Origin of the sequence: Actinocorallia sp. API 0066 (assembly GCF_020991275.1) — a bacterium.
Taxonomy (GTDB): Bacteria; Actinomycetota; Actinomycetes; order Streptosporangiales; family Streptosporangiaceae; genus Actinocorallia.
The window spans coordinates 152876-166589 of sequence record NZ_JAJLQY010000004.1 but is presented as its reverse complement, the minus strand read 5'-3'; the positions used below and the strand labels follow the sequence as shown (position 1 = coordinate 166589).

General features: G+C 76.1%; 5 protein-coding genes and 1 riboswitch. All 5 genes read left to right on the top strand.

Annotated features, from left to right (window positions below):
• Positions 1-5 precede the first annotated feature (5 nt).
• The 5 genes from LO762_RS11680 (at position 6) to LO762_RS11650 (ending at position 13706) form a co-directional block, all read left to right on the top strand.
• Positions 6-1163: an MsnO8 family LLM class oxidoreductase gene (locus tag LO762_RS11680; protein ID WP_230614619.1), complete on the top strand. Its 1158-nt coding sequence runs from the start codon at positions 6-8 to the stop codon at positions 1161-1163.
• Complete coding sequence (locus tag LO762_RS11675) at positions 1141-1698, top strand: hypothetical protein (protein WP_230614618.1); 558 nt, start codon at positions 1141-1143, stop codon at positions 1696-1698. The genes LO762_RS11680 and LO762_RS11675 overlap by 23 nt, the downstream gene beginning before the upstream one ends.
• An 18-nt stretch (positions 1699-1716) precedes the next feature.
• On the top strand, positions 1717-3132 hold the full coding sequence (locus LO762_RS11670; RefSeq protein ID WP_230614617.1) for an ABC transporter ATP-binding protein: 1416 nt from the start codon (positions 1717-1719) through the stop codon (positions 3130-3132).
• A 154-nt stretch (positions 3133-3286) separates the two neighbouring features.
• Positions 3287-3392, top strand: a riboswitch (SAM riboswitch).
• Positions 3393-3408: 16 nt separating this feature from the next.
• Positions 3409-4662 (top strand): LuxR family transcriptional regulator, encoded by a 1254-nt coding sequence (locus LO762_RS33460; protein WP_230614616.1) that lies wholly within the window; start codon positions 3409-3411, stop codon positions 4660-4662.
• Between the two features lie 101 nt (positions 4663-4763).
• Positions 4764-13706, top strand: coding sequence for a type I polyketide synthase (locus LO762_RS11650; RefSeq protein WP_304523639.1), 8943 nt, complete (start codon positions 4764-4766; stop codon positions 13704-13706).
• Positions 13707-13714 lie beyond the last annotated feature (8 nt).

Genomic DNA, 13714 nt, shown 5'->3' with positions numbered 1-13714 from the left:
CGGACATGACCGTTCCCCTGTCCATCCTCGACCTCACGCCGATCCCGTCGGGCGGGACCGTAGCCGAGGCGGTCCGCAACACCCTCGATCTCGCGCGCCGCGCCGACGAGCTGGGCTACCACCGGTACTGGCTCGCCGAACACCACATGGCGCCGGGCGTCGCGTCGTCGGCGCCGCAGGTGCTCATCGGCGCGGTCGCCGCCGCGACCCGCCGGATCAGGGTCGGTTCGGGCGCCGTCCAGGTCGGGCACTGGACGCCGCTCGCCGTCGTCGAGCAGTTCGGCACCCTCGACGCGCTGCATCCGGGCCGCATCGACCTGGGCATCGGCAGGTCGGGGCAGCGCCGCGCCGAGCTCAACGGGCTGCGGAGCGCGCCCCCGCCGCCGCGCGCGGAGGAGCGGGTCGTGGACGGGCTGCTCATCCCGCGCCCGTTCGACCTGTCGGTCTTCGCGGGTTCGGACTTCCTGCGGCTGCTCGGCCTGCTCCAGCAGCCGGGCGCGGAGACGCCGGGCTTTGTGGAGACGCTGGACGACATCACCGCGCTGCTGGCCGGGACGTACCGGACGCCGGACGGGCTCGAGGCGCACGCGTTCCCCGGCGAGGGCGCCGACCTCCAGCTGTGGCTGCTCGGGAGCAGCGGCGGGGAGAGCGCCAGGGTCGCGGGGGAACGGGGGCTGCCTTTCGCGGCCAACTACCACGTCGCGCCCTACCACGTGCTGGAGGCCGTCGAGGCGTACCGTGCCGCTTTCAAGCCGTCGGAGGCGCTGGCAGAACCGTACGTCGTGGTCTCGGCCGACGTCGTGGTGGCCGACGACGACGCGACCGCGCGCCGTCTCGCCGCCCCGTACGGGCTGTGGGTGCGCAGCATCCGCAGCAAGGGCGGCGCGATCCCCTTCCCGACCGAGGAGGAGGCCGCCGCGCACGTCTGGAGCGACGCCGACCGCGACCTGGTCGCCGACCGGGTCGCCACCCAGTTCGTGGGCTCGCCCGCCACCGTCGCCGAGCGCCTGCGCACCCTGCGGCGGGTGACGGGCGCCGACGAACTGCTCGTCACCACCATCGTTCACGACCACGCGGCCCGGGTCCGCTCGTTCGAACTCCTCGCGGGGGAGTGGCACGGCACCGGGCAGGGAGGCACCCATGTCCTACGCACCGCCGGTTGACGTCGCCGCGCACGGTTCCTACGGCCCCGGACGGGCCGAGGCGGCCCGTGCGGCGGGCCGTCCCGTCTACCCGTTCCAGGGCCGGATCGGCTCGCCGGAGTTCCCGGCCGTGTCGGGCCGGTACCACCTGTACGCGTCGTGGACCTGCCCGTTCGCCGGGCGTGCCGTCGCCGTCCTCGACCTGGCCGGGCTGCGCGACGTCGTCGGCCTGTCCTACGTCGACGACGAGCGCGACGGCCTGGGCTGGGCGTTCCGCGAGCGGCGCGGCGCCGACCCGGTGAACGGCTTCCGCTACCTGAGCGAGGCTTACGACGCGACGGAGCCGGGCTACGCCGGGCACTACTCGGTGCCCGTCCTGTGGGACACCGAGACCCGCCGGATCGTCAGCAACCACTCGACCCTCCTGACCCTGGACCTGGCGACGGCCTTCGCCGACCACGCCGAGCCGACCGACCCGGACCGGCTGCGCGCCGAGGTCGCGTCCCTGACCGCCGACCTGCACGCGGAGTTCCCCGCCGCCACTTCCGCCCGCTAGCGAAACGGAGCCCGGACGGTGCCCCTCGAAGTAGCCGACCTGCGCGTCACCTTCGGCACGCTCCGCGCCGTCCGCGGCGTCTCCTTCACCCTCGATCCGGGCGAGTGCCTCGCGATCGTCGGCCCGTCCGCGTCCGGCAAGACCGCGCTGCTGCGCGCCCTCGCCGGCCGCCACACGCCCGACGCCAGGGTCTCCGCCCGCCTCCTGCACGCCGATACGACGCCGCTGCCTCTGGCCGTCGCCTATCTGCCCCCTCCCTCCGCCCGCCGCACGTCCCCGGACGGGGCGCTCGCTCCAGAGGTGTCGGCGCGGGTCCTGAACGCGGACGGGACGTTCGCGCGGGAGGGTGAGGTGGCCGAGGCGCCCGGCGGGTTCGGGCTGCGACGGCGGGCGGCGCTGCGGGAGGTGCTCGGAAGCGGGGCGCGGGTGATCGTGGTGGACGAGCCGACGGCCGGGCTCGACGGGCGGGACCGGGCCGCGGTGGTGCGGGCGCTGGCGGAGCGGAAGGCGGCCGGGGCGGTCGTGGTGCTCGCGTCGCACGACCTGGCGGCGGTGGCCGAGTTGGCGGACCGGGTGGTGGTGCTGCACGAGGGCGAGCCGATCGAGCAGGGGCCTGCGGCGGGCGTGCTGGCCGCGCCGCTGCACCCCAGGACGCGGCGGCTGCTGGCCGGACCGGTCACCCGGCAGGTGCCGGCGCGGGCGCCCGAGACGGGACGGGTCGTGCTGGAGGCGCGGGAGCTCGGCAAGGGCTTCGACGGGACGCCCGCCGTGCGGGACGTGTCGTTCCAGGTGCGCGCGGGCGAGGCGCTCGGCGTGCTCGGCGGTTCCGGCGCGGGCAAGACGACGTTGGCCCGGCTGCTGGCCGGGACGCTGATGCCGGACGGCGGCGCGGTGCTCGTCGCGGGACGGCCGTGGCCGCTGCTGTCCCGGGCGGAGCGGCGGCGGGTCAGGCGCGAGCTGCGGGTCGTGCCGCAGGATCCGGCCGGGCTGCTCGCCGCGCACGGCCGCCGCGCGACCGTCGGCACCGTCCTTGACGCGGCGCTGCGGGTCGGCGGTGTGCCGTCGGCGGGCCGGACCGACCGGGTCGCCGCGCTGCTGCGCCGGGTCGGCCTGCGCACCGCGCTGCTGCACCGCGAGGTGGCCGGGCTGTCGGGCGGCGAGTTGCGGCTCGTCGCGGTCGCCGAGGCGCTGGCCACCGCGCCGCGGGTGCTGCTGTGGGACGAGCCGCTCACCGGGCTGGACGGCCCCGCCCGCACCCGTGTCCTCGACCTCGTCGCCGCGCTGCGCGCCGAGGACGACGTCGCGCACGTCGTCCTCTCGCACGATCCGGGGCTCGTCCGTGAGGCGGCGTCCCGTGTGGTGCCGCTCGACTCCGGCAGCCACCCGCGCGGCGCGGAGCCGGTCGCCGTCAGGCCGGAGACCGTCTCCGTCTGACCCGCGGCCGCCCGTCCGGCGGTGCGCCCCCGTCTCCGGCATCGGCCGGAGCGGTTCGGGCGCCGCTGTGTGATGCCCATCTCGTCAACGAGTGCCGCTTACGTGTCCAAATTCATGTATTTCCTACTTAATTAGTGTGTATTCTGGAGGGGTCGGCAAGGAGTGCCAGCGTTAAGCCCCGGCTTGCTGGCCGGCAACCCTCACTGATGCGGGGTGCCCCGGGTGAAGGCCAGGTGGCGTGCGCGTCACAAGCAACGGTGAGGACGGACTGTGGTTGTGGGAACTGCGTTCGCGGCTCCGGTCGCGGACAGGATCGCGGAGTCGACGATGATGGACCTCGTCAGGACCGGGCGACCGGACGAGGCGGTAAGGACGTTGGAACTGCTGGAACGTGCCGGACGCGACCCCGGCGGCGCGCTGCGCGACTGGGTCGCCGTCTGGTACCCGGAGCGGACCGGTCCACCCGTCGCACGGGGTGGCCGCCGCGGATTCGACGTGCTGCGCGACCTCCTGGCGACCGGCGCGCGCGGCCCCGCCGTGCGCGGCGCCGAGGAGGTGCTCGGCACCTGCCCGATGGAGGGCGACGCGCTGGAGTCGCTCACGGCGGCGCTCGCCGCCCTCGTGTACGCCGACCGGGCCGACCTCGCGGCCCGCTGGTCGCAGCCGCTGCTGGAACAGACCACGGCGCACTGCGACCCGGTGTGGCTCGGGCTGTTCGCCGCGGTGCGCGGTGAGACCCTGCTCCGGCAGGGCGACCCGGCCGCCGCCGCCGAGTGCGTCAGGACGGCGCTGTCGCACATCCCGTGGCAGGACTGGGGTGTCGCCATCGGCATCCCGCTCGGCACGATGATCGCCGCGAAAACCGCGCTCGGAATGACCGAGTGCGTGATCAGATATCTGGCCGTGCCCATTCCCGAAGCCGTCTTCCAGACCCCCGCCGGGCTCCATTACCGGGCCGCCCGCGCGGAATTCCGAAGAACCTCGGGAAATGTCGAACAAGCGCTCGCTGACTATCGGGAATGCGGTGCCCTGATGCGCCGCTGGAATATCGACCTGCCCGGTCTCGTCGCCTGGCGGATCGGCGCGGGCGAGGCGCTCCTGGCGCTCGGCCGCCCGGCCGAGGCGGCCGCCCTGGCCCGCGAACACCTTGAACTCGTCGGTTCCGCGCCGAGCCGCACCCGCGGTCTCGCGCTGCGGCTGCTCGCCCTCTCCGGCCCGGCCGAACAACGGAACCGGCTGCTGGAGGAGGCGTCGGCGGTGCTGCGCGAGACCGGCGACCCGCGTGAAGTCGATCACACCGGGCGCGAGACCACCGCCGCCCCACCCACCCCACCCGCGCGCGCCCTGCTCAGCGACGCCGAGTACAAGGTGGCCGAACTCGCGGCGCGCGGCCTGTCGAACCGGCAGATCTCATCCCGGCTCTACATCACGGTGAGTACCGTGGAACAGCATCTGACCCGTATTTACCGGAAACTCGGCGCGACCCGCCGGAACCAGCTTCCGGAATTCCTGGAGACGGTACCCCGATAGGCCCGATAGGGGTTCCTAGGGGGTTGTGGATCTGGTGAGTCCCCCCTGGGCGAAGACAGAATCGATCATGTAACGAGATCGGTCTTCCCCAGGGGGACGTCATGGCCGCTGCCCTTCCCATCGCCGTTGTCGGACTGTCGTGCCGACTGCCCGGAGCGCCCGACCCGGCGTCGTTCTGGCGACTGCTCGAAGCCGGCGCGGAGGCGCTCACCGAAAGGTCGGGCGTACGCGGCGGTTACCTGGAGGGGACGGACCTCTTTGATCCGGGCTTCTTCGGGATCTCGCCCCGCGAGGCGTCCGCCGTCGATCCGCAGCAGCGGCTCGTCCTGGAGCTCGCCTGGGAGGCCCTGGAACGGGCCCGCTTCTCGCCCGCCCGGCTCGCCGACCGGGCGATCGGCGTTTTTGTCGGCGCGATCGCCGGCGACTACGCGGCGCTGCTGGCCCGGACGGACGGCTCCGCCGTCACCCGGCACACGATGCCCGGCCTCAACCGGGGCCTCATCGCCAACCGCGTCTCGCACGCGCTCGGCCTGCGCGGCCCCAGCCTGACCGTGGACTCCGGCCAGTCGTCCGGGCTCGTCGCCGTCCAGCTCGCGGTGGAGAGCCTGCGCCGGGGCGAGACCGAGCTGGCGCTCGCGGGCGGCGTCAACCTCATCCTCGGGCCCGACTCCGACCTGGCCTCCGCCCGGTTCGGCGGGCTCTCCCCGGACGGCAGGTGCCACACCTTCGACGTCAAGGCCAACGGCTACGTGCGCGGCGAGGGCGGCGGCGTCCTCGTCCTGAAGCGCCTCGACGACGCGCTCGCCGACGGCGACCACGTGCACGCGGTCATTCTCGGCGCCGCCACCGGCAACGACGGCGCGACCGACGGACTCACCGTGCCGAGCGCCGCCGCCCAGGAGGACGTCGTCCGCCGCGCCCTCGCCGAAGCGGGCCTGGGCCGCGACGACGTCCAGTACGTCGAGCTGCACGGCACCGGCACCCGCGTCGGCGACCCCATCGAGGCGGCCGCGCTCGGCGCCGCGCTCGGTGCGGGCCGGACGACGCCGCTGCGGGTCGGCTCGGTCAAGACCAACATCGGGCACCTGGAGGGCGCGGCGGGCATCGCCGGGCTCCTCAAGGTCGTCCTCTCGATCGAGCACGGTGCGCTGCCCGCCAGCCTCAACCACACCGAGGCGCCCGCCTCGATCCCGCTGGACGCGCTGGGCCTCGCCGTCCAGACCGAGACCGGGCCGTGGCCCGAGGCGGCGCGCCCGCCCGTCGCGGGCGTCAGCTCGTTCGGCATGGGCGGCACCAACTGCCACATCGTCGTCGCCGGACCGCCCGACCCCGCGTCCTCCTCCGCGCGGTCGGGCACCCCCGTCGTGTCCTGGCTGGTCACCGGCAAGGACACGGCGGGGCTCGCCGCGCACGCGGCCCGGATCGCCGCGGCCGTCGCCGGCCCGGACGGCCCCACGGCGGCGGACGTCGGCAGGTCGCTCGCGACGACCCGCGCGCACCTTCCGCAGCGCGCGGTCGTCGCGGGCGACCGGGACGAGCTGCTCGCCGGGCTGCGCACGCTCGCCGAGGGCGGGCAGGCGCCGCACCTGGTGCGCGGCGCCGCCCGCGACCGGGGCCGCACCGTGTTCGTTTTCCCCGGCCAGGGCGCCCAGTTCCCCGGCATGGGCCTGGCGCTCGCCGAGGAGTCCCCGGTGTTCGCCGCCGCCCTCGACGCGGCGGCCGACGCGCTCGCCCCGCACACCGACTGGCGGTTGCACGAGGCGCTCGCCGACCCGGCCGCGTTGGAGCGGGTCGACGTGGTGCAGCCCGCCCTGTTCGCGGTGATGGTCGCGCTGGCCGCGCTGTGGCGCGAGCACGGGGTCGAGCCGGACGCCGTCATCGGGCACTCCCAAGGCGAGATCGCCGCCGCGCACGTCGCCGGGGCGCTCAGCCTGGCGGACGCCGCCAAGGTCGTCGCGCTGCGCAGCAGGGCGCTCGCCGACCTGTCCGGCACGGGCGGGATGGCGGCCGTCGAGCTGCCCGCCGCCCGCGTCGCGCCGCTGCTCGGCGACGGCCTGGACATCGCCGTCGTCAACGGGCCCGCCGCGACCGTCGTCTCCGGCGAGGTCGCCGCGCTGGAAGCGCTGCTGGACCGGCTGCGCGGCGACGGCGTCCGGGTGCGGCGGCTGCCGGTGGACTACGCGTCGCACTCGTCCCTCGTCGAACCCGTCCGGGAGCGGCTCATCGCCGACCTCGCGGGTGTCGCCTCACGTCCGTCGAGCGCGGTGTTCTACTCGACGCTCACCGGCACGCCCTTCGACACCGCAGGGCTGGACGCCGCCTACTGGTACCGGAACCTGCGCGAGACCGTCGTGTTCGAGACGACGGTCAGGGCCGCCGTCGGCGCCGGGCACGGCCTGTTCGTGGAGGCCAGCCCGCACCCGCTGCTCACCGCCGCCGCCGACGACATCCTCCGCGACTCCGGCGGCGCCGCCTTCGGCACGCTCCACCGCGACCGCCCCGGTTTCCGGCAGTTCCTCCTGTCGCTGGGCCGCGCCCAGACGGCGGGCGCGCCCGTGCACTGGCCGGACTCGCTCGGCGGCGCCCTGACGGACCTGCCCACCTACCCCTTCCAGCGCCGCTCCTACTGGATCCCCGGCGCCCCCCTGCCCGGCGAGACCTCCGCCGCCGCCGCCCCCGTAGCGTCTGAGGCCCCTGCCTCCGCGCGTGACGGCTCCGGCTTCGCCGTCGGCGCGTTCGACGGTCCCGAGGACGAGGCGGACGCCGCCGACGCCCTCGGGCTGGACGAGGCGCTGCGGGCCGTGCTCGCCAGCGCCGCCGCCGTGCTCGGCCACGACGGCCCGGACGCGGTGGACGCGGACGCCGCGTTCCGTGACCTCGGGTTCGACTCGGCCGGGTCGGTGGAGTTCCGGGACCGGCTCGCCGAGGCCACCGGCGTCGGCCTCCCGAGCACCCTCACCTTCGACCACCCGACGCCGCGCGCCGTCGCCGCGTTCCTGACCGGCGGGCCGGTCGCGGAGGAGACCACGACGGGCCCGTCCGACGAACCGATCGCGATCATCGCGGCGGGCGGCCGCTGGCCGGGCGGCGCGCACAGCCCCGAGGAGCTGTGGGCGCTGCTGCGCGACGGCCGCGACGCCATCGGCACGTTCCCGGAGAACCGTGGCTGGGACCTGGACGCCCTCTACGCCCCGCAGAGCGAGTTCCGCCCCGGCACGACCTACGCCAAGCACGGCGGCTTCCTCTACGACGCCGACAGGTTCGACGCCTCCTTCTTCGGCATCTCGCCGCGCGAGGCGTCCGTGATGGACCCCCAGCAGCGCCTCCTCCTGGAGACGGGCTGGGAGCTGTTCGAGCGGGCGGGCATCGACCCGTCCGGGCTGCGCGGCAGCCGCACCGGCGTGTTCGTCGGCGCGATGGCCCAGGAGTACGGCACCCGCCTGCACGAGACACCGCGCGGCTTCGACGGGCACGCCCTCACCGGCAGCGCCCCCAGCGTCGCGTCCGGCCGTCTCGCTTACACGCTCGGCCTTGTCGGGCCCGCCCTCACCGTCGACACGGCGTGCTCCTCTTCCCTCGTCGCCCTGCACCTCGCCGCGCAGTCGCTGCGGTCGGGCGAGTGCGACCTGGCGGTGGCGGGCGGTGTGACGGTCATGGCGACGCCCGGCATGTTCACCGAGTTCTCCCGCCAGGGCGGCCTCGCCCCCGACGGCAGGTGCAAGCCGTTCGCGGCGGCAGCCGACGGCACCGCGTGGTCCGAGGGCGCGGGCCTGGTCCTGCTCGCCCGGCTGTCCGACGCGCGCCGTGCGGGCCGGAAGATCCTCGCCGTGCTGCGCGGCTCGGCCGTCAACCAGGACGGCGCGTCCAACGGGCTGACGGCCCCGCACGGGCCGTCCCAGGAGCGGGTGATCAGGGCGGCGCTGCGTTCGGCCGGGCTGACCCCCGCCGACGTGGACGCGGTCGAGGCGCACGGCACCGGCACCCGGCTCGGCGACCCGATCGAGGCGGGCGCCCTCCAGGCCGCCTACGGGACCGGCAGGGACCGGCCGCTGCTCGTCGGCTCGGTGAAGTCCGTCCTTGGGCACACCCAGGCGGCGGCGGGCATCACCGGACTCATCGCGATGACCGAGGCGCTGCGCGCGGGCGAGCTGCCCGCGACCCTGCACGTGGACGCGCCGTCCCCGCACGTCGACTGGTCGGGCGGCGAACTGGAGCTGCTGACCGGGCCGCGCCCCTGGCCGGAGACGGGCAGGCCGCGCCGCGCCGCGATCTCCTCGTTCGGGATCAGCGGGACGAACGCGCACCTCGTCATCGAGGAGCCGCCTCCGGTGGACGAGGAGGCACCCGCCTCTGCGCCCGCGCTTCCCGCGCTCACCTTGTCGGCCCGCACCGAACCGGCTCTGCGCGCGCAGGCCGCCTCGCTCAGGGACGTGCTGGCGGGCGGGGCCGACCCGGCCGCCGTCGCCCGTGCCCTGGCCGCGACCCGCACCTCCTTCGAGGAGCGCGCCGTCGTCGTCTCCGAGCCGGACGCCGCCGTGCGCGCGCTTGACGCGCTCGCCTCCGGTGGCACCCACCCGGGCCTGCTGACGGGCACCGCCGTCCGGCAGGGTGGGACGGCGTTCCTGTTCAGCGGCCAGGGCAGCCAGCGGGTCGGGATGGGGCGCGGCCTCTACGAGGTGTCCCCGGTGTTCCGCGACGCGCTCGACGAGCTGTTCGCCAAGTTCGAGCCGCTGCTGGAAAGGCCGCTGCGCGAGGTCGTCTTCTTCGGTCCCGAAGAGCTGCTGGAGCAGACCGCCTACACCCAGCCCGCGCTGTTCGCGATCGAGGTGGCGCTGTTCCGGCTGGCCGAGTCCGCCGGGCTGCGGCCCGCCGTGCTGCTCGGCCACTCCGTGGGCGAACTGGCCGCGGCGCACGTCGCGGGGGTGCTGGGCCTCGACGACGCCGCCGCCCTGGTCGCCGCCCGTGGTCGGCTGCTGCAGCGGCTGCCCGCGGGCGGCGCGATGGCGGCGCTCCAGGCCACCGAGGAGGAGATCGCGCCGCTGCTCGGCGACGGCGTGGACCTCGCGGCCGTCAACGGGCCCGAGTCCGTCGTGGTGTCGGGCGACGCGGAGGCCGTCGCGGCGTTGGCCCGGCGCTGGAAGGAGACGGGCCGCCGCGCCCGTCCGCTCCGGGTCAGCCATGCGTTCCACTCGGCGCGGACCGAACCGGCGCTCGCCGAGTTCCGGAAGGTCGCCGAGGGGCTGACGTTCCGTGAGCCGCGCGTCCCGATCGTCTCGAACGTGAGCGGCCGCATCGCGACCGGCCTCACCGACCCGGACTACTGGGTCCGGCACATCCGCGACGCGGTGCGCTTCCACGACGGCGTCCGGGCCGCCCGCGAGCTGGGCGTCACCGCGCTCCTGGAACTCGGCCCCGACGCGACGCTCACCGCCCTCGCCCGCGAGAGCACCGACGTCCCCGTGATCGTGCCCGCGCTGCGCAAGGACCGGCCCGAGCCCGAGTCGTGGGCGGCCGCGCTGGCCGAGCTGCACGTCGTGGGCGTCGAGGTGGACTGGGCCGCCGCGCACGGGCGGGGACCGCGCGCCGACCTGCCGACCTACCCGTTCCAGCGCGAGCGCTACTGGCTGACCGCCGCGCCCGCCACACCGGGCTCCCGGCACCGGCTGCTCGGCGCCGCGCTCGACCTCGCCGACGGCGGCACCGTCCACTCCGGCCGGGTCTCGCTCGCCGACGACCCGTGGCTGGCCGACCACCGCATCCTCGGTGACGTCCTGCTCCCCGGCACGGCGCTCGCCGAACTGGCCGCCCACCCAGGCGGCACGCTCAGCGACCTCACCCTCGAACAGCCCCTGATCCTCGGCGAGGACACCCCGGTGACGCTCCAGGTCGCCGCCGGAGCGCCGGGACCCGACGGGCTCCGCGCCGTCACCGTCAACTCCCGCACCGCCTCCGGGCCCTGGCTCCGGCACGCGTCCGGCGCCCTCGCCCCGGCGGCGGGGGAGCGGGCCGAGCCCGCGTCCTGGGCCTCGGTGTGGCCGCCGCGCGGCAAGGCGGTGGAGCTGGGCGCGCTGTACCGGCGGCTCGGCGAGCGCGGGTACGAGTACGGGCCCGGCTTCCGGCTGCTGCGCGGCGTCTGGCGCGACGGCGAGACGGTGTACGCCGAGGCCGGGCCCGCCGGAGACGGCGAGGGCTTCGCCTACCACCCGGCCCTGCTGGACGCCGTGCTGCACGCCGTCGTCGGCGAGGTCCTCGACGGGCCCGGCGTGCGGATCCCGTTCGCCTGGTCCGGGCTCACCGTGCACCGGGAGGGCGCCGCCGTGCTGCGGGCACGGATCACCACCGTGCGGGACGGCGCCGTCCGGGTCGAGGCCGTGGACGACGAGGGCACCGCCGTCGTCACCGTCGCGGAACTCGCGTTCCGGGAGGCGGCGGGCGCCGAACGGCCCTACCGGCTCGACTGGCTGCCCGCCGACCGCGACGCGGCCGCCGTCCAGGGCCCCTGGACCGTCCTGTGGGACGGGGCGCTGCACGACGACTGGGCCGTCCTCACCGACCCCCGGACGGCCCGGTCGCTGCCCGAGGGCGCGCACACCGCCACCGTGCAGACGCTCGGCCTCGTGCAGGAGTGGCTGGCGCGCGGCACCGGACGGCTCGCCGTCGTCACCCGCGGCGCGGTCGCCACCCGGCACGGCGAGGACGTGCCCGACCTGGCCGAGGCCGGGATCTGGGGCCTCGTCCGCACCGCGCAGGCCGAACACCCGGGCCGGATCACCCTGCTCGACCTCGGGCCGGGCCCGATCGACCCGGCCGAGGCCGCTGAGGCCGTCCGCACCGGCGAGGAGCAACTGGCGCTGCGGCGCGGCGAACTCCTCGTCCCGCGCCTGGCCAGGCCCGCCCGCGACGCGCTCGTGCTGCCCGAGGGCCCGTGGCGGCTGGACGTGTCCGCGCCCGGCAGCCTGGACGCGCTCACCGCGGTGCCCGCGCCCGAGGCGGCCCGCCCGCTCACCGGCACCGAGGTGCGAGTCGAGGTCCGCGCCGCCGGTCTGAACTTCCGCGACGTGCTCATCGGGCTCGGCATGTACCCCGGCGAGGCCAGGATCGGCGCGGAGGGCGCGGGCATCGTCCTGGAGACCGGGCCCGACGTCACCGGCCTCCAGCCGGGCGACCGGGTCATGGGCCTGCTCCAGGGCCAGCTCGGCCCGGTCGCCGTCACCGACCGGCGGCTCCTCGCGCCGATCCCGGGCGGCTGGACGTTCGCCGAGGCGGCGGCCGCGCCCGTCGCGTTCCTCACCGCCTACCACGGCCTCGTGGACCTCGGTGAGCTGAAGGCGGGGGAACGGGTCCTCATCCACGCGGCGACCGGCGGCGTCGGCGGCGCGGCCGTCCAACTGGGCCGCCACCTGGGCGCCGAGGTGTTCGCCACCGCGAGCCCCGCCAAGCAGGCGCTGCTGTTCGAGGCCGGGCTGGACGCCGAGCACGTCGGCTCCTCCCGCGACCTGGAGTTCGCCGACCGGTTCGGGCACGTGGACGTCGTCCTCAACGCGCTCGCGCACGAGTTCACTGACGCCTCGCTCGCCCTGCTCGGCCCCGAGGGCAGGTTCGTCGAGATGGGCAAGACCGACCTGCGCGACCCCGCCGACGTGACCCCGGTCTACCGGGCCTTCGACCTGTTCGACGTCGACCCCGACCGGATCGCGGTGCTCTTCGCCGACCTGTTCGCCCTGTTCGAGGACGGTTCGCTCGCGCCGCCGCCCGTCGAGTCGTGGGACGTGCGCAGGACCCCCGCCGCGCTGCGCCGCCTCTCCCAGGCCCGGCACACCGGCAAGCTCGTCGCGACGCTCCCGCGCCGCCCCGACCCGGACGGCACCGTGCTCGTCACCGGCGGCACCGGCACGCTCGGCGGCCTCGTCGCCAAGCACCTGGTGCGCAGGCACGGCCGCCGCGACCTGCTGCTCGTCTCCCGGCGCGGCCCGGCCGCGCCCGGCGCGGACGCGCTCCGCGCCGACCTGGAGGCGCTCGGCGCGCGGGTCGAGATCGCCGCCGCCGACGTCGCCTCGCCCGACGCCGTCCGCGACCTGTTCACCGGCCGCGCCATCACCTCGGTGGTGCACGCGGCGGGCGTCCTGGACGACGCGCTGTTCGCCGACCTCGCGCCCGGACAGGTCCACGACGTGCTCCGCGCCAAGACCGACGCGGCGTGGCGGCTGCACCAGGCGGCCGAACGGCACGACGTCGCCGAGTTCGTGCTGTTCTCCTCGGCCGTCGGTGTGCTCGGCAACCCCGGACAGGCCGGGTACGCCGCCGCCAACACCGTCCTGGACGCGCTCGCCGCGCACCGGGCGCACCGCGGCCTGCCCGCCGCGGCCGCCGCGTGGGGCCGCTGGGAGGCCGACAGCACGATGACCGGGACGCTCACCGACGCCCAGGTCCGCCGGATGGCGCGGCGCGGGCTCGGCGGGCTGCCCACCACCCGCGCGCTCGCCCTGCTCGACCGGATCCTGGAATCGCCCGACGCGGCGCTCGTCCCGACCAGCCTCGACCTCGACGGGCTCGGCGACCCCGTGCCGCCGGTGCTGCGCGGGCTCGTCAAGCCCGGCGCCGCGCCCGCCGCGTCCGGCGCGGGCGTCCTGGACGGGCTCGCCGACCTGCCCGAGCCCGAGCGGCGCCGCCGCCTGCTGCACCTCGTGCGGGAGACGGCCGCCGCCGTCCTCGGGCACGCGGGCGCCGAGGCGATCCGGCCGGAACACGGGTTCCAGGAGTCCGGGTTCGACTCGCTCGCCTCGGTCGAGCTGCGCAACCGGCTCGGCGCCGCCGTCGGACTGCGGCTCTCGGCCACCTTCACCTTCGACAACCCGACGCCCGCCGAGGCAGCCGCGCACCTGCTGGAACTCCTCGCCCCCGCGAACGCCGAGGAGGCCGCCGACGAACTCGACGCGGCGCTGGACGCGGACGTGGAGGCCGACGCGGACCTCGCCGCCGACCTCGCCGCGGCCACCGGCGACGAGCTGCTCCGCCTGATCGACGAAGAACTGCGGCTGTCGTGAGCCGGCAA

Coding starts and splice junctions, on each gene's coding strand:
- LO762_RS11680 (WP_230614619.1), top strand. CDS start 6: ATGACCGTTCCCCTGTCCATCCTCGACCTCACGCCGATCCCGTCGGGC.
- LO762_RS11675 (WP_230614618.1), top strand. CDS start 1,141: ATGTCCTACGCACCGCCGGTTGACGTCGCCGCGCACGGTTCCTACGGC.
- LO762_RS11650 (WP_304523639.1), top strand. CDS start 4,764: ATGGCCGCTGCCCTTCCCATCGCCGTTGTCGGACTGTCGTGCCGACTG.